16 protein-coding genes are annotated in these 20,662 nt (G+C 67.6%); 7 read left to right on the plus strand and 9 right to left on the minus strand.

The features are described from left to right. Positions 1-27: 27 nt before the first annotated feature. The 7 genes from AC1DS3_RS12055 to coq7 form a co-directional block, all read right to left on the minus strand. Entirely contained in the window at positions 28-1,443 is a 1,416-nt protein-coding gene (locus tag AC1DS3_RS12055) for a UDP-N-acetylmuramoyl-tripeptide--D-alanyl-D-alanine ligase (protein WP_441633975.1), read from the minus strand. After that, positions 1,440-2,987, minus strand: a complete 1,548-nt coding sequence (locus tag AC1DS3_RS12060) for a UDP-N-acetylmuramoyl-L-alanyl-D-glutamate--2,6-diaminopimelate ligase (RefSeq protein ID WP_477127228.1) — start codon at positions 2,985-2,987, stop codon at positions 1,440-1,442. Before AC1DS3_RS12060 ends, AC1DS3_RS12055 begins: the two co-directional genes overlap by 4 nt. Then, positions 2,984-4,783: a peptidoglycan D,D-transpeptidase FtsI family protein gene (locus AC1DS3_RS12065; RefSeq protein ID WP_477127229.1), complete on the minus strand. Its 1,800-nt coding sequence runs from the start codon at positions 4,781-4,783 to the stop codon at positions 2,984-2,986. Before AC1DS3_RS12065 ends, AC1DS3_RS12060 begins: the two co-directional genes overlap by 4 nt. Beyond that, on the minus strand, positions 4,780-5,103 hold the full coding sequence (ftsL, locus tag AC1DS3_RS12070; RefSeq protein ID WP_441633981.1) for a cell division protein FtsL: 324 nt from the start codon (positions 5,101-5,103) through the stop codon (positions 4,780-4,782). Before ftsL ends, AC1DS3_RS12065 begins: the two co-directional genes overlap by 4 nt. Continuing rightward, complete coding sequence (gene rsmH / locus AC1DS3_RS12075; protein WP_441633983.1) at positions 5,100-6,113, minus strand: 16S rRNA (cytosine(1402)-N(4))-methyltransferase RsmH; 1,014 nt, start codon at positions 6,111-6,113, stop codon at positions 5,100-5,102. The genes ftsL and rsmH overlap by 4 nt, the downstream gene beginning before the upstream one ends. 7 nt (positions 6,114-6,120) lie before the next feature. Beyond that, entirely contained in the window at positions 6,121-6,549 is a 429-nt protein-coding gene (mraZ, locus tag AC1DS3_RS12080) for a division/cell wall cluster transcriptional repressor MraZ (RefSeq protein WP_477127230.1), read from the minus strand. A 449-nt stretch (positions 6,550-6,998) separates the two neighbouring features. Beyond that, positions 6,999-7,622, minus strand: coding sequence for a 2-polyprenyl-3-methyl-6-methoxy-1,4-benzoquinone monooxygenase (gene coq7 / locus AC1DS3_RS12085; protein WP_174423057.1), 624 nt, complete (start codon positions 7,620-7,622; stop codon positions 6,999-7,001). Between the two features lie 329 nt (positions 7,623-7,951). Between coq7 and AC1DS3_RS12090 the strand changes: the two genes are divergently transcribed. From AC1DS3_RS12090 to AC1DS3_RS12105, 4 genes are all read left to right on the plus strand, one after another. Next, a complete protein-coding gene (locus AC1DS3_RS12090; protein WP_441633985.1) occupies positions 7,952-9,079 on the plus strand; it encodes a porin in 1,128 nt (375 codons plus the stop codon). A 207-nt stretch (positions 9,080-9,286) separates the two neighbouring features. Next, complete coding sequence (locus AC1DS3_RS12095) at positions 9,287-10,303, plus strand: Bug family tripartite tricarboxylate transporter substrate binding protein (RefSeq protein WP_441633987.1); 1,017 nt, start codon at positions 9,287-9,289, stop codon at positions 10,301-10,303. Between the two features lie 68 nt (positions 10,304-10,371). After that, positions 10,372-10,890, plus strand: a complete 519-nt coding sequence (locus AC1DS3_RS12100; RefSeq protein WP_441633989.1) for a MarR family winged helix-turn-helix transcriptional regulator — start codon at positions 10,372-10,374, stop codon at positions 10,888-10,890. Further along, on the plus strand, positions 10,887-11,339 hold the full coding sequence (locus AC1DS3_RS12105) for a hypothetical protein (RefSeq protein WP_441633991.1): 453 nt from the start codon (positions 10,887-10,889) through the stop codon (positions 11,337-11,339). The genes AC1DS3_RS12100 and AC1DS3_RS12105 overlap by 4 nt, the downstream gene beginning before the upstream one ends. 82 nt (positions 11,340-11,421) lie before the next feature. On the opposite strand, the gene AC1DS3_RS12110 is transcribed toward AC1DS3_RS12105, so the two are convergent. Together AC1DS3_RS12110 and AC1DS3_RS12115 are read right to left on the minus strand one after the other, a co-directional pair. Continuing rightward, the gene (locus AC1DS3_RS12110; protein WP_477127231.1) at positions 11,422-13,104 is read right to left on the minus strand and encodes a long-chain-fatty-acid--CoA ligase; all 1,683 of its coding nucleotides are present in this window, start codon (positions 13,102-13,104) and stop codon (positions 11,422-11,424) included. A 198-nt stretch (positions 13,105-13,302) separates the two neighbouring features. Continuing rightward, positions 13,303-13,968, minus strand: a complete 666-nt coding sequence (locus tag AC1DS3_RS12115) for a TetR/AcrR family transcriptional regulator (protein ID WP_441633993.1) — start codon at positions 13,966-13,968, stop codon at positions 13,303-13,305. A gap of 217 nt (positions 13,969-14,185) precedes the next feature. On the opposite strand from AC1DS3_RS12115, the gene AC1DS3_RS12120 reads away from it, so the two are divergent. From AC1DS3_RS12120 to AC1DS3_RS12130, 3 genes are read left to right on the plus strand one after another with little or no spacing between them, the layout of a single operon-like run. Beyond that, complete coding sequence (locus tag AC1DS3_RS12120) at positions 14,186-15,916, plus strand: AMP-binding protein (protein ID WP_441633995.1); 1,731 nt, start codon at positions 14,186-14,188, stop codon at positions 15,914-15,916. A 51-nt stretch (positions 15,917-15,967) separates the two neighbouring features. Beyond that, positions 15,968-19,297 (plus strand): acetyl-CoA carboxylase family protein, encoded by a 3,330-nt coding sequence (locus tag AC1DS3_RS12125; RefSeq protein ID WP_477109258.1) that lies wholly within the window; start codon positions 15,968-15,970, stop codon positions 19,295-19,297. A gap of 20 nt (positions 19,298-19,317) precedes the next feature. Beyond that, on the plus strand, positions 19,318-20,661 hold the full coding sequence (locus tag AC1DS3_RS12130) for a branched-chain amino acid ABC transporter substrate-binding protein (protein ID WP_441633999.1): 1,344 nt from the start codon (positions 19,318-19,320) through the stop codon (positions 20,659-20,661). The last annotated feature ends 1 nt before the right edge of the window (position 20,662 follow it).

A 20,662-nucleotide genomic window follows, 5' to 3' on the forward strand; every position in this document is an offset into this window, starting at 1 on the left:
TGATTCGTTAATTACTGTTGATGACGATTAATGCGTKGGAGTGTTTGCGACCAGCGCATCGACCATCCGTTCCATCCGCATGAACCGAGATCCCTTCACCAGTACCGCGCTTGCCGCCGCCACGGTACCGTCCTTGTCTTGCGCCAACGCCTGGGCGAGGTCCTCGGCCCGTTCAAAATACCGGGCTGTGGCGCCAAATGCCTGCACGGCGTGCACCATGGCCTCGCCGGTTGCCCACAGCGTCTCGATGCCGCGCGCGTTCGCGTAGGCGCCGATCTCCGTATGGAAGGCCGGCCCCTGGTCGCCCACTTCCGCCATGTCACCCAGCACCAGCAGGCGCGGCGCGGCAAACCCCGCCAGCACGTCGATGGCCGCTCGTACCGAATCGGGATTGGCGTTGTAGCTGTCATCGATCACCAGCGTGCCGCCGGTGGCATGCTTGACCTGCAGCCGGCCCTTGACCGCGGCAAACCCGGCCAGCCCTGCCTGGATCGCCTCGATGCCGACGCCCGCGCCCAGCGCGCAGGCGATCGCCGCCAGCGCGTTGCACACGTTGTGGGTGCCAAGCACCGACAGGCGGACCTCGAACGCGGCACCGGGCGCGCTGACCTGCATCACTTGCACGCCGTCGTCCAGAGCCACATCGGCGCGGACATCGGCGCTGGCATCCAGGCCAAACGACAGCACGCGGCGCGCACCGGCTGCCTGGCGCCAGATGCCCGCATGCGCGCCGCCGCCTTCGGCGTCGAGCGGGAACACCGCCACGCCGTCTGCGGGCAACGCAGCGATCGCCGCGGCGTGTTCATGCGCCACGGCCTCGACGTTCACCATGAACTCCTGGTGCTCGCGCTGCGCGTTGGTCACCACCGCCACGGTAGGCTGGGCGATGCTGGCCAGGTAGACGGTCTCACCCGGGTGGTTCATGCCGAGCTCGAGCACGGCGAGCCGGTGCGCGGCGGACAGCCGCAGCACGGTCAGCGGCAAGCCGATATCGTTGTTCAGGTTGCCGCCCGTTGCCAGGCGGGCGCCCTCCCCTACCGCCGCCGCGAAGATCGCGGCGATCATCTCCTTGACGGTGGTCTTGCCATTGCTGCCCGTCACCGCGACCGCGGGCAGGCTGAAACGGCGGCGCCAGCCGGCGGCCAGCTGGCCCAGTGCCAGGCGGGTATCGGGCACCACGATGGCGGGCATGCCAAGCGCGGCGTCGGGCTCACGGTCCACCAGCACCGCGGCGGCGCCACGCGCCACCACGTCGGCCAGGAAATCGTGCGCGTCGAAGCGCTCGCCCTTGAGCGCGACGAACAGGTCGCCCGGCTGAACCGTGCGGCTGTCGGTCAGCACGCGGGAGAACGCCCGGCTGGCTGCGCCATCGGGCCCGGAAAGACGCGCGCCGGCGATCCAGCCGGCGGCTTGCTGCAAATCGGTCATGGTGTATTGCGTCATGCTGACACCCCACGCGTGCCCAGCGTCAGGCGGACATGCTCGCGGTCGGAGAAAGGCCGCTTGCGGCCCTGCACCTCCTGGGTGGCTTCATGCCCCTTGCCGGCCACCAGCACCACGTCGGCTGCGGTGGCGTGCTTGATGGCATACAGGATGGCGGCTGCGCGGTCCTCGATCAGGTGCGCGCGGCTGCGGTCGGCCATGCCGTCGGCAATGGCGTTCAGGATGTCTTGCGGGTCTTCGCTGCGCGGGTTGTCGCTGGTCAGCACCACCTCGTCGGCAAGCCGCTCGGCCACTTCGCCCATCAGCGGGCGCTTGATCGGGTCGCGGTCRCCGCCACAGCCGAACACGCACCACAGCCGGCCCTTGCGGGCCTGGGCCACTGGGCGCAGCGCGTCCAGCGTCTTTTCCAGTGCATCCGGGGTATGGGCGTAATCGACCACCGCCAGCGGCCCGTCCTGGCCGCCATGGCTGCCGCCGAACAACTCCATGCKGCCGTCGACCGGCTTGAGCGTGCGCAGCGCGTCGAGGGCAGCGTCCCAGGCAATGCCGTTGGCCAGCGTGGCGCCCAGCACGGCGAGCAGGTTGCTGACATTGAAGGCGCCGATCATCGGCGTGCTGACATCGGCGCTGCCGAAGCTGCCATCCACATGGAAGGCGGTGCCGGCCGCGGTGGCGCGCACGTTGGTCGCGCGCAGCCACTGGCCGGTCTTGCGGCTCGGGGCGGCTGCGCCATCGATGCCGTATTCGATCACCTGCGCGGCGAGCGCGGAGTTTGCCAGCAGGCGGCCACCCATGGCATCGTCGCGGTTGATCACGGCGGCACGCAGGCCGGGCCATTGAAACAGCAGGGCCTTGGCCGCCTCGTACTCGGCCATGGTGCCGTGGTAGTCGAGATGGTCCTGGGTCAGGTTGGTCAGCACTGCAACCGCAAAGTGGGTGCCGGCCACGCGGCCTTGCTCCAGGCCGTGCGAGGACACTTCCATGGCGACCGCGCGCGCGCCGGCGCCATGCAGCGCGGCCAGGCTGTCCTGCAGCTGAACGGCGTCGGGCGTGGTGAAGCCGGTCGCCGTGAGCGCGTCAGGAAAACCGGTGCCAAGCGTGCCGATGGTGGCGCAGCGCTTGCCCGCGGCCTGCAGCACGCGCGCCAGCCACTGGCAGCACGACGTCTTGCCATTGGTGCCGGTGATGCCGGTCACGGCGAGATCGCGCGCGGCGTTGTCATACCAGCCGGCAGCAATCGGGCCGGCGAGCTGGTGCAGGCTCGACACGCCAAGGTGCGGCACGCCTTCGCCATGCGGCCAGGCGAAGCCATCGGCCTCAAAGACCACGGCGCTGGCGCCACGGGCGATCGCCTGGGCGATATGCGGGCGCCCATCGGTCGACAGGCGCGCATTGCCCAGCACATAGGCAAAGAACACGTCGCCCTGGGCCAGCCGGCGCGTGTCGCCGGTCAGCTTGGCGCCGGCGGGGGCGTGCTGGCGCAGCCAGGCCAGCGCGTCGGCGGCCTGGGCGGAGATCTCGAGGGGAAGCAGCGTCCGGGTCATTGCGTCGCGCTCCACGGTTCGCTTTCCTGCACCTTGTCGCTCACGACCAACTGGCGGATCGGCGAATCCGGTTGCACATTGAGCGCGCGCAGCGCGCCGCCGGTAATCGCGGAGAAGGCCGGGCCCGCCGCGGCGCCACCATAGTGGCTGCCCGAGGTAGGCTCATCCACGCTCACGGCCACGATCACGCGCGGGTTGGACATCGGCGCCAGGCCGATGAAGGAAGCCCGGTACTTGCTGCGGTCGTAGCCGCGGCCCACGTGCTTGTACGCCGTGCCCGTCTTGCCGCCGACCCGGTAGCCCATCACTTGGGCTTCGGGCGCAGTGCCGCCTGGCGCCGTCACCGTCTCCAGCATGGCCCGCACCTGGCGCGCCACCTCGGGCGACAGCACGCGCTCGCCAGTGACCGGGCCCTGGTTCCGGAACATGGTGACCGGGATCAGCTCGCCATCATKGGCGAAGATGGTGTAAGCGTGGGCGATCTGGAACAGCGACACCGACAGGCCGTAGCCATAGGACATGGTCGCCTGCTCGATGGGCCGCCAGCTCTTGTATGGGCGCACCCGTCCGGCCACGGCGCCGGGGAAGCCGATCTTGGGCGCCTGGCCCAGGCCCACGCTCATATACATATCCCACATTTCCTGCGGCTTGAGCAGCATCGAAATCTTGGTCGTGCCGATGTTGCTGGACTTCTGAATGATGCCGGCCACGGTCAGCGCACCGTAGTTATGGGTGTCGCTGATGGTGGCGCCTTCGTAGGTGAACTTGCCGGTCGTGGCAAATACCGTCGACGGCGTGACCCGCTTGAGCTGCAGCGCCAGCCCGATCGTGATCGGCTTCATCATCGAGCCCGGCTCGAAGGTGTCGGTCAGGACCCGGTTGCGCAGCTGCTCGCCCGACAGGCGGGTGCGGTCGTTGGGGTTGTAGGTCGGCCAGTTGGCCAGCGCCAGCACCTCGCCGGTCTGCGCGTCGAGCACCACGGCGCTGGCCGCCTTGGCCTTGCTGCGCTCGACGATGGCCTTAACCTCGTTGTAGGCCAGGTACTGGATCTTGGCGTCGATGGAGAGCTGCTGGTCCTCGCCGTCGCGCGGCGTCTTGAGGATGCCCACATCCTCCACCACGCGGCCAAGGCGGTCCTTGATCACCTGGCGCGCGCCGGACTTGCCGGCCAGCACGCCCTCGCGCGCCAGCTCCACGCCTTCCTGGCCGCGGTCTTCGACATTGGTAAAGCCGACGATGTGCGCCATCGCCTCGCCTTCCGGATAGAAGCGCTTGTATTCGCGGGTCTGGTGAATACCTTCGATCTTGAGCGCGGCGATCTTGTCCGCGACATCCGGCAGCACCTGGCGCTTCAGGTAGACGAAGCTCTTGTCTTCCGTGAATTTGCGGCGCAGCTCCTTGTCGCTCATGTCGAGCAGCTTGCTCAACTGGCGGATCTTGTCAGCGTCGATCTCATCGGGCACATCCTCCGGGACCGCCCAGATGGCCTTCACGGGCAAGCTGGTCGCCAGCACCAGCCCATTGCGGTCGAGGATCTTGCCGCGCGTTGCGGGCAGCTCGAGCGTGCGCTGGAAGCGCTTCTTGCCTTCGGCCTCGTAGAACTGGTTGCCCGGGCCCTGGATCCAGAGCGCGCGCCCGGCCAGGGCGACGAAGGCGGCGAACATCATGAACACCACCAGCTTCGAGCGCCACATCGGCAAGCGCAGGCCAAGCACGGGGCTAGCGGCGAACTGGCCGGTGCGCGGGCGCGAAGGGTTGCCGCGCTGGGCGTTTTGCGAGGGCCGGGCGATGGTCATGGCTTACTCCCCTCGGGTGCTGCAGCCGCGGGCGCGCTGGCGGGCGGCGCGTCCAGCACCACGCCGGCCAGGTATTGGGTCCTGCCGGGAAGCACCGGCGTCATCTTCAGCTGTGTCCGCGCCGCGTCCGCGATGCGCGCGCTCTTGCCGAGCGAGCTCTGCTGGTACTGCAAGCGGGACCAGTCCATGTCGAGCTGCTTTTCTTCCGCCTGCGCGCGCTCGTGGGCGACGAACAGGGTGCGGGCCTGGTGCTGCGCGCTCACCAGCGAGAGCGCGCACAGCATCAGGGCAGCCAGCAGGAAGAAAGTCAGGCGGTTCATGGGCGRCCCGCCTTCTGGGTGGAGGCGGACGAAGGGGACGCCGGGGACGGCAGCTTCTCGGCCACGCGCATCACTGCGGAGCGGGCACGCGGATTGGCGGCAACCTCTTCGGCGCCCGGCTTGACCCGGCCGAGCAGCTTCAGCGTGGGCTGCGGCAGCTGGTCCGCGCGCAGGGGCGCGCGGCGCATGGCGGGATCGGCATTCTGCTGCGGACGGGCGTGCGCCTGCATGAACCGCTTGACGATGCGGTCCTCAAGCGAATGAAAACTGATGACCACCAGCCGCCCGCCTTCCTGCAACAGGTCGTAAGCGGCGCTCAGGCCGCTTTCGAGGTCCGCAAGCTCTTGATTGACGTGAATCCGTAGAGCCTGAAAGGTGCGGGTCGCAGGGTCCTGACCCTTCTCGCGTGTTTTGACGGCTTTCGCCACGAGCGCGGCAAGCTCGGCAGTAGTGGTAAGCGGTCCGCCATGGCCGGGTTCGCTCCGGCGAGCAACAACCGCCTTTGCAATCTGTACAGCAAACCGTTCTTCCCCATAGTCCCGTATCACCCTTGCGATGTCTTGCTCATCCGCTTGCGCCAGCCACTGCGCGGCGGTCATGCCGCGCGTGGTGTCCATGCGCATGTCCAGCGGTCCCTCGAAGCGAAAGGAAAACCCCCGCTCCGCGTCGTCGATCTGGGGTGAGCTGATGCCCAGGTCGAGCAATATCCCGGCGACCTTTCCCCGGCCCGCCAGCGCCGCCGGCATCTCGGCGAAGCTGGTGTGCTCAATGGAGAAGCGGGCATCCTTGATGGTGCCCGCCTCTGCGATTGCTGCCGGATCCTTGTCGAAGGCCACCAGTGCCCCGGCCGGGCCCAGCCGGGCCAGAATTGCCCGGCTGTGCCCCCCTCTGCCGAAGGTGCCGTCCACATAGACGCCATCGGGCCGCCAGACCAGGGCTTCGACAGCCTCGTCCAGCAACACGGTGCGATGGCGCAGGGCGGTGGTCCCCGGCGTTTGGGTTGAGCTCATGACCTCGTCAAAAAGAGAAATTCTTTAATGCTTCCGGCATGCCCTGCGCCATCGCCTGCTGTTCCTTGGCGGCGTAGGTTGCGGCATCCCAGACTTCGAAATGGCTGCCCATACCGAGCAGCATGACTTCCTTGTCGAGCAAGGCGGCGCTACGCAGCTCGGGCGCGATCAGCACCCGGCCCGCGCCGTCCATGTCGACATCAGCGGCATTGCCCAGGAAGATGCGCTTCCACCAGTGCGCGTCCATCGGCAAAGYCGCAATGCGACCACGGAAGTTTTCCCATTCAGGGCGCGGAAACAGCAGCAGGCAGCCGTCCGGGTGCTTGGTCAGCGTTACCCGGCCCTCGGCCTGCTGTTGTAGCGCTTCACGGTGCCGCGCCGGAATCGACATCCGGCCCTTGGCATCCAGTGACAGCGCCGATGCGCCCTGAAACAAGCTAGCTCCCCGGTCCGCGCCGGCATGCTTGCCACCGGCTGGCGCGTGAATCCTTTAAATCCGACGTTGGGCGATGATCCCATAGCCAGACTGCGTTTTCACACAAAAACACACTTCCTCACACTATTTCCCACTTTAGAGGAAGCGATTTCACGGGTCAAGGCTCGTTATGGGGCAACAATCCGGGTTTTTTTAATTAGAACAATGACTTAGCGCGCACACCTCGCGCACCGAAAAAGTGAATTCCCAATGAAATGAAGATCTTATGGAAGAAAGCAGAGAAACCACCTGAGAACAACTGAGGAAGGAACTGCCTGCAGCAGGAAATACGGCCGAGCCGGACCGATGGAAGGATACAACGTTTTCGCGTCTACCCCGCGTGCGGGGGGGCACCTGACTTGCCGGCGCGCGAGGCGATGGGGCGGGGCTTCCCGCTCCGGCGCCGTCACTCAGATCCGATACGCGGCGGTGGTCATCACCTTGGAGGCCGCCCGCATCATCGCGCGCACCGGCGAGGGCAGCGGCATGCCGCCCGCCTCGCGCGCGGCGGCGCCGTGCCTCACCTCGTCATCGCGCATCTGCTCCAGGATCGCGCGCGACCGGTCGTCGGCAACGGGAATCTGCTCGAGATGGCCATTCAGGTGCTGCTCGACCTGGTACTCGGTCTCGGAGACGAATCCCAGGCTGACCCGGTCGCCCGCTCGCCCCGCCGCCCAGCCAATGGCAAACGCGCCTGCGTACCAGAGCGGGTTGAGCAGGCTGGGACGCGAGCCGAGCTCGCGCAGGCGTTCGGCGCACCAGCCGAGGTGGTCTTCTTCCTCGCGCGCGGCCTCATCCATCTGTGCGCGAACCTGCGGCGTGCGCGCGGTCAGCTTCTGCGCCTGGTAAAGGGCCTGCGCGCAGACCTCACCCACGTGGTTGATGCGCATGAGCCCGGCCACGTGGCGGCGTTGCGTCTCGTCAAGGCTCTGCGCATCGGGCGCAAGCGCCTCGGCGGGATTGGCACGACTGGCGCGGGTGACGCCTGCGATCGCGCGCAAGGCCACATCGAATTCGCGAATCAAGGTATCCATGGATGCATGCGCTGGTGGTTGCTCGGAGCGGTTCCGCGTCCCACGCCCTGGCGAAGGGGGGATGGGCCGATGAATACGCTCTCGGGATTTCCCGCATTGTACCGTGGCCGACTTGCCTGGCCTCTCCCGCCCGGCCTGCGCTGGCAAGGGCCAGATACTCCAAAACCCTGAGTTGTGAAAAGCTGACAAGGGCAGTGAACCCGATTGTGAATCGAGGGCGGTTTGTTACAGTAGTTGGCAGCTTCTGACGAAGTTGGGTAAGCGGAAAATGGAGACTCAGGAGGTTTCTCCGCTGGCCACCAATAATTCTTACACGGAGATCATCGAGCATGAAAAAATCGCTTCTCGCGCTGGCTGCGTTGGGTGCATTCGCGGGTGCCGCACAGGCCCAGTCCAGCGTGACGCTGTACGGCGTTGCGGATATGAACCTCGAATACGTCAATCACCTCGGCGTTGCACCGTCGGCCGCCAACGGCCTCAGTACCGGTCGCGGCGACTCCGTCTTTCGCATGTCCTCCGGTGGCCTGTCCGGCTCGCGTTGGGGCCTGCGCGGCGTGGAAGACCTGGGCGGCGGCTTGAAGGCGCTGTTCGTGCTCGAAAACGGCTTCGCCCTCGACACCGGCTCGCTGCAGCAAGGCGGCCGCCTGTTCGGTCGTCAAGCGTACGTAGGTATCGAAAGCGCCCAAGTTGGCCGCTTCACCTTTGGTCGCCAGTACACCACGCTGTTCGACCTGCTCGCCAACTTTTCGCCCAGCGGCTACGCCACCCAGTATGAGCCGGTGGTCGCCCAGCTCGGCCTGAACTTCCGCTCCGACAACACGGCYAAGTACACGGGCGTATTCGGTCCGGTGACCGCGATCGCACACTGGTCCTTCGGCAACGGCGTGGCAGGCAACGGCGAAGTCCCGGGCCAGTTCCGCCGCGACACCGGCTATGGCGCCGGCGTGGCCTACGCTGCCGGTCCGTTCGGCGCGACTATCGCCTACGACCAATACAACCCGAGCATCTCGAATCCGGCTACTGCCGCCTTCCTCGGCACTGGCACGGCCAAGAAGGCTGCCGTCGCGGGCAGCTATGCCTTTGGCCCGGCCAAGATCATGGGCGGCTATCGCTGGGGCCAAACCAAGGCACAGACCGGTGCCACCGTGCTGCGCGACAACTACTACTGGATCGGCGCCAACTACCAGGTCACCGCACCACTGGGCCTGACGCTGCAGTACAACTATGACGACGTCAAGAACCTCGGCGGCGTCAACGTCAAGAACCCGTGGCAGATTTCGTTCATCGCCGACTACAACCTGTCCAAGCGCACCGACGTTTATCTGACCGCCGCGTACGCGAAGAACGCCGGCCTGAACCTCGACACGTCGGCGATCAGCTTCGCCAATACCTACTTCCTCGGCAGCAACAACAACAACATGCTGGGCGCCGCCGTGGGTATCCGCCACAAGTTCTAAGCGCATCCGCGCGGCACGGCAAAGGCACCTTCGGGTGCCTTTTTTCATGGCGCGGCCTCGCCTCTCGGTCCTAGGGCATCACCTCATCGGCACATTGTTATGCCGACACTACAATGCAGCAGCCTTCCGGATGCATCGGCGATGCGTACCGCGTCATTGCGCCATCGCGCCATCCGGCAAAACGCAGGCACCCATAAGGAGACTCCCATGCACCGCACCCGCCGCCGCGCGACCCACAGGCTGCTTGCCACCATCGCTGGTGCCTGCCTTGCCCCCCTTGCCTGGCAAGCGCCCGCGCAAGCCGCGGACCCCTACCCGAACAAGCCGATCCGCCTGGTGGTGCCGTTCCCTGCCGGCGGCACGACGGACATCCTGGCGCGCGCCGTGGCCGCCGAGCTGTCGAAGCTCCAGGGCTGGAACGTAGTCGTCGACAACCGGCCGGGCGCGGGCGGCAACATCGGCACCGACATGGTCGCCAAGGCCGCGCCGGACGGCTACACGCTGCTGATGGGCACGGTGGGCACGCATGGCATCAACCAGTCTCTGTACGGCAAGCTGCCGTTCGACCCGGTCAAGGACTTCGCCCCCATCACCGAGGTGGCCTCGGTGCCCAATGTGCTGGTGGTCAACCCCGCCTTCGCGCAGCAAAACCGCATCAACAGCGTCACGGACCTGATCGCCTATGCGCGCGCCAACCCCGGCAAGCTCAATATGGCGTCGAGCGGCAACGGTACCTCGATCCACCTGGCAGGCGAGCTGTTCAAGACCCAGACCCGTACCTTCATGGTGCACTTCCCCTACAAGGGCAGCGGCCCGGCCCTGACCGACCTGGCCGGCGGCACCATGCAGCTGATGTTCGACAACCTGCCCTCATCGATGGCGCTGATCAAGAGCGGCAAGCTCAAGGCACTGGCCGTCACCAGCGCCAAACCCTCGCCGGCGCTGCCGGGCGTGCCAACGGTGGCAGAGGCGGCCCGCCTGCCGGGCTTCGAGGCCAGCTCCTGGTTTGGCTTGCTGGCGCCCGCCGGCACGCCGCACGAGATCGTCGCGCGCGTCCAGCAGGAAGTCGCGCGCGCGCTGGCCACGCCGGCCATGCGCGAAAAGATGCTGGCCCAGGGTGCCGACCCGGTCGGCAACACGCCGGAGCAGTTCGCCGCCGTTATCCGCGCCGAGCTCGCCAAATGGGCCAAGGTGGTCAGGGACTCGGGCGCCAAGGTCGATTGAGGCGCGGGCCGGCCCGTGGCGGCGTGCGAGCGCATATACTTGAGGCATCAAACAACCAGCGTGCCGCGATGCCCATCCCACCTGCCGCCGAGGCCCCGCCCAAGGCCGGCGCCGAAGAAGCGCCGGTCGATCTCGAAACCAGTGCCGACGATAACGCCCACGACGCCCTGCGCCTGTGGCTGCGTCTGCTGACCTGCACCAATCTGGTCGAGGCCGACATCCGCTCCCGGCTGCGTCAGGATTTCGCCTGCACCCTGCCGCGCTTCGACCTGATGTCCCAGCTTGACCGCCATCCGGAGGGCCTGAAGATGGGCGAGCTATCGCGCCGCATGATGGTCACCGGCGGCAACGTCACCGGCATCACGGACCAGCTCCAGCAGGAAGGCCTGGTCTCGCGCGAGGCATTGCCAAGCGATCGCCGCGCTTACCTGATCCGGCTCACGCCGGCCGGGCGCACCGCATTCTCCAAGATGGCGCGCGCGCACGAAGACTGGATCGAGCAATTGTTCGGCGGCCTGCCCCAGACCGATCGGCGCGCCCTGTTCCGCTTGCTGGGCCGGCTCAAGACCGGGCTGGTGAGCGCATGAACGCGACCCGTTCGGCAGCGGGCGCGCTTTGCGCCTCGCTGCTGACGCTACTCCTCGTGGCTTGCCAGAGCACGCCGCCGGGGCCCAAGGTGTCACCGCTCAACGTCAGCATCAAGCTTGGGCGCATCGGCGCGAAGACGCTGGTGGGCCAGGTCGACATGCCGGACAACGGTGCGGCGAGCACCGCCGTGGGCGTTGGCGGCGGTGCATGGAACGGCGGTGGCTCGAGCGGCGCAGGCGTTGGCTTTTCCATCGACCTGAATACGTTGCTACGCCCGCGGCCGCGCATGGACCTGTTTCAGTACACGGTGGCGCCACTGGATGGCAGCGGCGGCAACGTCATCGTCAATGGCCCCGCGGCGCCTGGCCTGGAACCCGGCGCCTGCGTGCGGATGGTCTATCCCGACGGCGCCCCCGAGCCGCTGCTCGTGCCCTCCCGGGAATGCTGACGCGCCCCGCTGAATGAAGAACGGCCTCCCTTGCGGGAGGCCGTTCTTGCCGCGGCGTGCGTGGCTGGCTTGCGCCCTTCGYTCAGGCCRCCGTGCGGCTGTCGCGCAGCTCGCGGCGCAGTATCTTGCCCACATTGGTCTTGGGCAACTCGCTGCGGAACTCCACGAACTTGGGCCGCTTGTAGCCGGTCAGGCGCTCCTTGCAGAAGGCGATCAGCTCGGCTTCTGTCAGCGCGGGATCCTTGCGGACCACGTACAGCTTGACCACTTCGCCCGAATGCTCGTCGGGCACGCCCACCGCTGCCACCTCCAGCACGCCCGGGCACTCTGCGGCCACGCCTTCGACCTCGTTCGGGTACACGTTGAAGCCGGACACCAGGATCATGTCCTTCTTGCGGTCGACGATCTTGGTGTAGCCGCGCGCGTCCATCACGCCGATGTCGCCAGACTTGAAGAAGCCGTCAGCCGTCATGACCTTGGCGGTCTCGTCCGGGCGGTTCCAGTAGCCGGCCATCACCTGCGGGCCACGGATGCAGATCTCGCCAGCCTGGCCGAGCGGCACGTCCGCGCCGTCGTCGTCACGAATGGCGATGTCGGTCGACGGCAGCGGCAGGCCGATGGTGCCGGAGAACGCGTCGGAATCAGTCGGGTTGCAGGTAGCCGAAGGCGAGGTCTCCGACAGGCCGTAGCCCTCGATGACCGGGCAGCCCGTCCTGGCCAGCCACTTCTTGGCCACCGCTTCCTGCACCGCCATGCCCCCGCCGTTGGCCACGCGCAAGCCCGAGAAGTCGACCTTGTCGATATCCGGGCTGTTGATCAGCGCGTTGTACAGCGTATTGACCGCCGGGAACATGTTGAACTTGTACTTCTGCAGCTCCTTGATGAAGCCGGGGATATCGCGCGGATTGGGGATCAGCACGCTCAGGCCGCCGCTGCGCATGCCCAGCAGGCAGCAGACCGTCAGCGCGAAGATGTGGTACAGCGGCAGCGCCGTGATGGTGATCACCTGGTCGATCGGTGCGCCCTTGGCCAGCGCCGGCTGCATCCAGGCTTCGGACTGCAGCACGTTGGAGACGATGTTCCGGTGCAGCAGCACGGCGCCCTTGGACACGCCAGTGGTGCCGCCGGTGTATTGCAGGAAGGCAATGTCGTCCGGGCCCGTGGTGGCGGGCTGCAGCTGCATGCCGCGCCCCTCTGCCAGCACCGCGTTGAAGCGCACGCAGTTGGGCAGTTCCCAGGCCGGCACCATCTTCTTGACGTTACGCACCACGAAATTGACGATCGCGCCCTTGAGGCCGCCCAGCAGGTCGCCCATGCTGGCCACCACCACATGCTTGACCGGCGTGGCGGGCAGCACTTGCTGCAGCGTGGTAGCGAAGTTCTCGAGGATGACAATGGCCTCGGCGCCGCTGTCCTTGAGTTGATGCTCGAGTTCGCGCGGGGTGTAGAGCGGATTGACGTTGACCACGACAAAGCCGGCACGCAGCACGGCGGCCAGCACCACCGGATACTGCAGCACGTTGGGCATCATGATAGCCACGCGCGCGCCCGGCTTGAGCCCGCGCGACTGCAGCMACGCCGCGAACTGCCGCGACATGCGGTCGAGCTCGCCGTAGGTGATCGACTTGTCCATGCACACAAAGGCACGGCGATCAGCATAGGTGCGGAAGGACGCCTCGAGCAATTCGGCCAGCGAGCGGAACTGACTGCTATCGATCTCGGCAGGCACGCCGGCCGGGTAATGCTTCAGCCACAGTCTTTCCATGCACCGTCTCCTGATTTTCTGAATGGTCGTTCGATTTTCGACAGATGCTAAACGCGCGACCCGGTTAAGACAACACGTTAGATGAAGTCCTCTGGACCCGATCCACCGTCTGACGTGAAGTTTAGCGCACAGTTCAATCCGGACTGGGGAATTCCCCTAGCGGCTTGCGCCAGGCCGCGACGAAAAGCCCTGCCGAAGTCAGCCGTTCACCGGCAACACCATCTTCATCATGCTCGTGGCCAGCTCTTCCGCCAGCGCCTGCGCCTCCATGCGCTCGGGCTGGTGCCAGGTGTACATGAAGCCAACCACGCTGCCGATCGCATGGGCGGTCACGCGCGCGTCGCCATAGCTGAACACCCCCGCGCGCTTGCCTTCCTCCAGCAGCGCATAGAGGTCGCGGTAGAAGGCGCGCGCCATATTGCCCAGCCACGTCACCGTTTCCGGCCGCAGGTACTGGTTGTCGCGAAAGCTGAGCGTGGCGGGCACGTAGCAGGCAATGCAACGCCGCGCCATTTCCAGCAGGCAGGCATGCAGGCGCTCGCGCACCGGCAAGGCCGGGTCGGCGGTCTCGCGGATGACCGGCAGGCAGGTCTGCGCGGACTCGCGGCACAGGATGTCGAACATCTCGTACTTGTCGGTGAAGTAGTAGTACACCGCCGGCTTGGTCACGCCCAGCGCGCGGCACAGGTCGTTCATCGTCATGCCAGGATAGCCCTTGGTATAGAACAGCTGGGCAGCGGCATCGAGGATCTGGCGGCGGCGCGCTTCCTGCCGCTCGGCGATATGCGAGCGGGCGGGTACGGCGTCCGGAGCGATCTCCGGAGCGGCCTCGGCGGCGGGAGCGGTTTTCTGTGCAGTCGGCATGACGCGATTCTCGCATGGCGCCGCGGCTGGAAGGCCCGGCAGTCCGTTTTGGCGTTGACCCGCTCCCCGTGAACCATGGATTCACGCGGGCGGCACCTGGCTTGACGCATGACGGCAATGCCAATACGATCATACCGAAGGGTAAACAAATATACCAAAGAGTAAATTTCGCCAACCCAAGCCGGCTTGGCGGCCCACCAGCAAGGAGACACCGCCAATGGACGAGACCACCTACCTGGCCGACATGCATGCGCGTTGGCAGCGCGCATGGCCCGAGCGCACCCCGCGCACGCCGCAATATCCGCTGGGGCGCATGCCGCTCACGGACATGCTGCGCCACTGGGGCCGCACCCGGCCGGATCGCCCCGCGGTGATTTTCTACGGCCACGAAACCACCTACGCGGAGCTGGACGCGCAGAGCGACCGCTGCGCCGCGCTGCTGGCAGCACACGGCATCGGCGCCGGCGACCGCGTGGCGGTGCTGATGCCGAATTGCCCGCAGTTCCACATCGTGTTCTTCGGCATCCTCAAGCTAGGTGCCGTGTACGTGCCGATCAGCCCGCTCTCGCAGCGCGCCGAGTTGCAGCACGCACTCGCCGACAGCACGCCGCGCGCGCTGATCGCGCTCGACCAGCTGGTGCCGCTGGTGCGCGAAACGCGCGCCGCGCTGGGCGCGCAGGATCCGCTCGCCCTGCTGTTTTCGACCAGCTTTGCCGATGTGATTCCCGCCGAGCCCACACTGCCGCTGCCGCCCATGGTGCAGGCGCCGCGCCATGACTGCGAAGCCGACGGCCACGCCATCGACCTGCTATCCGCGATGGCGGCGTGCACGCTCGCAGCCCCTGCCACACCGGCCTCGCTCGATGCCGTGGCCGCGCTCAATTACACCGGCGGCACCACGGGCCTGCCCAAGGGCTGCATCCACACCCAGGGCGATATGGTGGACATGGCGGCCGCGTTCGGCGCGGTCTCGCTCGACATCGCCGACGACAGCGTCATGCTGGGCTTCTTCCCCGAGTTCTGGATCGCGGGCGAAAACCTCTGCCTGATCTTCCCCGCCTTCTTCGGCATCCCGCTGGTACTGCTGGCGCGCTGGGATCCCGAGACCTTCATGGCGGCGGTGCAGCGCTACCAAGTCACCAACGCGTCGATGCTGGTGGACAACGCGGTGGAGGTGATGGAGCACCCGCGCGCGGCGCAGTACGCATTGCGCTCGCTGCGCTACGTGGGCGTATCGTCCTTCGTCAAGAAGCTCAACCTGCCGTATCGCCGCGCGTGGCAGGCGCTGACCGGCTCGGTCATCGCCGAGACCGCCTGGGGCATGACCGAGACGCAAACTTGCAACACCTTTGCCTACGGCATGCAGGACGATGACCTGGACCTGCGCGCCCAGCCCATCTTTGTCGGCCTGCCCGTGCCCGGCACCGAGTTCAAGATCTGCGACTTCGCCAGCGGCGAGCTGCTGCCGCCGGGCGCCGAGGGCGAGCTGTGCGTGCGCACGCCGACCCTGCTCAAAGGCTACTGGAACAAACCCGACGCGACGCGCGAATCGCTGCGCAACGGCTGGTTCCACACCGGCGACATCGGCCTGATCGACGAGCACGGCTACCTGCACTACCTGGGCCGGCGCAAGGAGATGCTCAAGGTCAACGGCATGAGCGTGTTCCCGGCCGAGATCGAGGCGCTGCTGGGTCAGCATCCGGCCATTCTCGGCTCGGCGGTGCTGGGCCGCGCGGATGAGGACCGCGGCCAGTTGCCCGTGGCGTTTGTCATGCTCAAGCCCGAGGCCATCGGCACGGTGGACAACGCCGCGCTGGTGCAATGGTGCCGTGCCAACATGGCCGTCTACAAGGTGCCGCTGGTGCATATTGTCGACGCCCTGCCGCTAACCGCCACGGGCAAGGTGCGCAAGCAGGACCTGGCGCCGCTGGCCGAGCAGCTTGGCTGATCCCGTGATGCCCTTCCCTATGAAATCCGCCACATTCACCTTCTTCGCATCATGACGTTCCGCAAGCTACTGATCGCCAATCGCGGTGAAATCGCCATCCGCATCGCCCGCGCCGCAGCGGCAATGGGCCTGGAAAGCGTGGCGCTGTACAGCGAGGACGATCGCGACGCCCTCCACGTGCGCAAGGCTGATGGCGCGGTAGCGCTGCCCGGCACCGGCCCGCGCGCCTACCTCGATATCGCGCAGGTAGTGGACGCTGCGCGCCGCAGTGGCTGCGACGTGGTCCACCCGGGTTACGGCCTGCTGTCCGAGAACGCCGAGTTTGCCCAGGCCTGCCTGGACGCCGGCCTGGCCTTTGCCGGCCCCGCACCCGATGTGCTGCGCCTGTTCGGCGACAAGGCGCGCGCGCGCGCGCTGGCGCGCGAGTGCGACGTGCCGGTGGTGCCGGGCTCCACCGGGCCGACGACGCTGCAGGCTACGCACGCGTTCTTTGCCTCGCTGCAAGCGCCAGGCAAGGCGGCCGGCATGATGATCAAGGCGCTGGCCGGTGGCGGCGGGCGCGGCATGCGCGCGGTGCACGCGGCAGCGGACATCGACGAGGCCTATGCCCGCTGCGTCTCCGAAGCCACGGCCGCGTTTGGCAACGGCGCCGTCTACGTGGAGCGCATCGTGCATGCGCCTCGCCATATCGAGATCCAGGTGGTGGCAGACGCGGCCGGCGGCGTGATCGCCCTGGGCGAGCGCGAATGCAGCCTGCAGCGCAGGCACCAGAAGCTGGTTGAAGTGGCGCCCAGCCCTTCGCTCGATGCAGGCATGCGTGCGCGCCTGGCCCAGGCCGCGATCACGCTGGCGCGCGCCAGCGCCTAYCGCGGCATTGGCACCTTCGAGTTCCTGCTGGGTGCGGATGGCGCGGATGGTGAGTTCTGGTTCATGGAGGCCAACCCGCGCCTGCAGGTGGAGCACACCGTCACGGAAATGGTGACCGGCGTGGACCTGCTCCAGGTGCAGCTGGCCATTGCCGCCGGGCAGGATCTCGGCCACCTCGGGCTGGCGCAAGCGCCCGCGCCGCGCGGCATTGCAGTGCAGTTGCGCATCAACGCCGAGCACCTCGACGCGCAAGGCCAGTTGCGCCCCGCCAGCGGCCGCATCGATGCCTACGAGCCGCCCAGCGGCCCCGGCGTGCGCGTCGATGGCGCGGGCCATGCCGGCATGACGGTCAACCCGCGCTTCGACTCGCTGCTGGCCAAGCTGATCGTGCATGAACCCGGCGGCAACTACGCGCGCGCGCTGGCCCAGGCCTATCGGGCGCTGTGCGAGTTCCGCATCGAGGGCATCGACACCAACCGCAGGCTGCTGCAGGACCTGCTGCTGCGCGACGATGTGCGGCGCAACGCAGTCCACACGCAGTACCTGGACGCGGCGCTACCGGCCCTCGCGACGCAGTCGCTGGACAGCGATCCCGGCCATCCGGCGCTGCATGCGGTGACTGCGGCCAGCAGCGCGCAAGCGCTCGCATCCACGCTGCCGGACGACCTGCCCGACGATGCGGCGCTGCTCTGCGCACCCATGGACGGCGCGCTGGCAGCGGTGCAGGTGCGCCCCGGCGAGCGCGTGCGGCGCGGGCAATCTCTGGCCATCATCGAAGCCATGAAGATGGAGCACCCGCTGGAAGCGCCGGGGGCGGGCGAAGTGCTACGCGTGCTGGCCGCGCTCGGCGACGTGCTGCGCGCGGGCGCGCCGGTGATCGTGCTGTCGCTGGACGAAGGCGGCCATCATGGGGCGCAGGCCGGCGCCGCCGTGGATCCCGCCCATATCCGGGCGGACCTGCGCGACGCCCTGGCCCGCCACGCGCTCACGCAGGACGCGGCCCGCCCGCAAGCGGTGGACAAGCACCATGCCAGGGGCGGGCGCACCGCGCGCGAGAACATCGCCCAGCTGTGCGATGCCAGCTCATTCATCGAGTACGGCGCGCTCGCCATCGCCGCGCAACGCCAGCGCCGCAGCGTGGAGGACCTGGAGCGCGCGACGCCGGCCGACGGCATCGTCACCGGCATTGGCACCGTCAATGCCGAGCACTTCCCGGCAACGGATGCGCGCTGCATGGTGCTGGCGTACGACTACACAGTGCTGGCCGGCACCCAGGGCTTCTACGGCCACAAGAAGCTGGACCGCATGCTGGCGCTGGCGCGCCAGTGGCGCCTGCCGGTGGTGCTGTTCGCCGAAGGCGGCGGCGGGCGGCCCGGAGACACCGACACCCCGGTGGTGGCCGGGCTGGATTGCACGTCCTTCATCCAGTTCGCGCGGCTGTCCGGCCAGGTGCCGCTGGTGGGCATCGTCTCCGGGCGCTGCTTTGCCGGCAATGCCGCGCTGCTAGGCTGCGCCGACGTGATCATCGCCACGCGCAACGCCACCATCGGCATGGGCGGCCCGGCCATGATCGAAGGCGGCGGGCTCGGCGTGTTCGCTCCCGAGGAAGTCGGCCCGGTGAGCGTGCAAGCACCCAACGGCGTGATCGATGTGCTGGTCGACGACGAGATAGCGGCGGTGGAGACGGCGCGCCGCTACCTGTCCTATTTCCAGGGCGACCTCACCGGCTGGGAGGCCGGCGATGCGCGCGCGCTGCGCCACCTGATCCCTGAGAACCGGCTGCGCAGCTACGACATGCGCGGCGTGCTCGCGGCGCTGGCCGATCACGACTCCGTGCTGGAGCTGCGCGCCGCCTTTGGCGCGGGCATCATCACCGCGCTGATCCGCATCGAAGGGCGCGCCTTCGGCTGCATCGCCAACAACCCGCGGCACCTGGGCGGCGCCATCGATGCCGCGGCCGCCGACAAGGCCGCGCGCTTCATGCAGCTATGCGATGCGCACGGCTTGCCCATCGTCTCGCTGTGCGACACGCCCGGCTTCATGGTGGGACCGGAGGCGGAGAAGACCGCCACGGTGCGCCACGTCTCGCGCCTGTTCGTCACCGCCGGCGCACTGCGCGTGCCCTTCTTCACGGTGGTGCTGCGCAAGGGCTATGGCCTGGGCGCGCAAGCCATGGCCGGCGGCAGCTTCGGCGCGCCGTTCTTTACCGTAGCCTGGCCCAGCGGCGAGTTCGGCGCGATGGGCATCGAGGGCTCGATCCGGCTGGGCTTTCGCAAGGAACTGGAAGCGGTGGCCGACCCGGACGAGCGCGAAGCCTTGTTTGCGCGCATGATCGAGGGCGCCTACCAGCGCGGCCGAGCGCTTAATATGGCTAGCCACCTGGAAATCGACGCCGTCATCGACCCGGCCGACACACGCCACTGGCTGCTGCGCGGCCTGGCTTCGGCGCTCCCGGCATCGGCCGCGCCCGATACGCCGGCGGCCGGATCGCGCCGTTTCATCGACACGTGGTGACAAGCAGAAGGAGAGCATCGATGTCCCATGACTTGAGGCGCGCGCCACGCGCCACCGCCAGGGCCGCCGCGCTGGCGCGTGGCGTGTTCACGCGCTGCGTCGCCGTTGCCGCACTCGCGCTGGTCGGCGCGCTGCCGCTACAGGCCCGGGAGAACGCGCAGGAAAAAACGCAAGACAACGCCGCCGCGCCCATCAAGGTAGCGTTCATCGACCAGTTGTCCGGGCCGCTGGCCAACGTGGGCCAGATCTTCCAGGCCAACCTGAAGTTCGCGCTCGATGACGCCAACGCACAGGGCGGCGTGCTCGGGCGCAACTACGCGCTGGTGAGCTTTGACAACAAGCTCTCTGCGCAGGAAAGCCTCATCGCGCTGCAAAGCGCAATCGACGCCGGCGTGCGCGTGGTGTTCACCGGCGCATCTGGCTCGCCGGTGGTCACGGCGCTGGTGGAGGCCGTCAACCGGCACAACGAGCGCAACCCCGGGCAGCGCGTGCTGATCATGAACTACGCCTCGCTCGACCCCGACCTGACGGGCGCGCGCTGCAGCTTCTGGCACTTCGCCACCGAGGCGAACACGGCGATGAAAATGCGCGCGCTGGCCAATTTCGCGCGCGAGCAAAAGGGCATGCACAAGGTCTACCTGCTTAACCAGGATTACACCCAGGGCCGCATCTGGGCAGCACTGGGCCGGCAGATGATCGCGGGAGCGCGGCCCGACGTGCAGTTCGTCGGCGAGGCGCTGCACCCGCTGGCGCGAGTCAAGGACTTCGCGCCGTACATGAGCCGGATCAAGGAAAGCGGCGCCGATACCGTGGTCACGGGCAACTGGGGCCAGGACCTCAGCCTGCTGATCAAGGCCGGCGGCGAGGCCGGCTACGAACTGAACTACCTGAACCATAGCGGCGGCGGCGCGCCCGGCACCGTGCTGGCCGTGTCGCAGGCAAAGAACGCGCACCTGACCTGGGTGGCCGAGTACCTGCCCAACGGCGACGATCCGGTGCTGGCTGCGCTGGCGGCGCGGGTCAGGCAAACCCCGGCGGGCGAGTACTTCGCCCCGCGCGTGCTGATCGCCGTGCAAATGCTCAGCGAGGCGATTCGCCGCGCCAGATCCGACGACCCGACCAGCATCGCGTTCGCGCTCGAGGGCATGCAGTACCGCTCGCCCGTCGGCGACGTGCTGATGCGCAAGAGCGATCACCAGTTGCTGCTGCCGCAGGTGGTCTCGACCATCGCGCCGGTGGACGGCAAGACCGTCAAGGTTGGCGTGGAAGGCACGCAGTACGGCTTCCGCCTCGACAGCACGACGCCAGGGGGGGACCTGAACCTGCCGTCGGTCTGCCGGATGAAGCGCCCAGCGGGCACCTAGT

The organism is Cupriavidus sp. 01L46, from assembly GCF_056399905.1.

What these genes read in the sequence shown, in the direction of transcription:
- AC1DS3_RS12095 (WP_441633987.1), top strand. Translation starts at nt 9,287, where the DNA reads ATGCACCGCACCCGCCGCCGCGCGACCCACAGGCTGCTTGCCACCATC.
- coq7 (WP_174423057.1), bottom strand. Translation starts at nt 7,622, where the DNA reads ATGGATACCTTGATTCGCGAATTCGATGTGGCCTTGCGCGCGATCGCA.
- AC1DS3_RS12120 (WP_441633995.1), top strand. Translation starts at nt 14,186, where the DNA reads ATGGACGAGACCACCTACCTGGCCGACATGCATGCGCGTTGGCAGCGC.
- AC1DS3_RS12115 (WP_441633993.1), bottom strand. Translation starts at nt 13,968, where the DNA reads ATGCCGACTGCACAGAAAACCGCTCCCGCCGCCGAGGCCGCTCCGGAG.
- ftsL (WP_441633981.1), bottom strand. Translation starts at nt 5,103, where the DNA reads ATGAACCGCCTGACTTTCTTCCTGCTGGCTGCCCTGATGCTGTGCGCG.
- AC1DS3_RS12100 (WP_441633989.1), top strand. Translation starts at nt 10,372, where the DNA reads ATGCCCATCCCACCTGCCGCCGAGGCCCCGCCCAAGGCCGGCGCCGAA.
- AC1DS3_RS12130 (WP_441633999.1), top strand. Translation starts at nt 19,318, where the DNA reads ATGTCCCATGACTTGAGGCGCGCGCCACGCGCCACCGCCAGGGCCGCC.
- AC1DS3_RS12105 (WP_441633991.1), top strand. Translation starts at nt 10,887, where the DNA reads ATGAACGCGACCCGTTCGGCAGCGGGCGCGCTTTGCGCCTCGCTGCTG.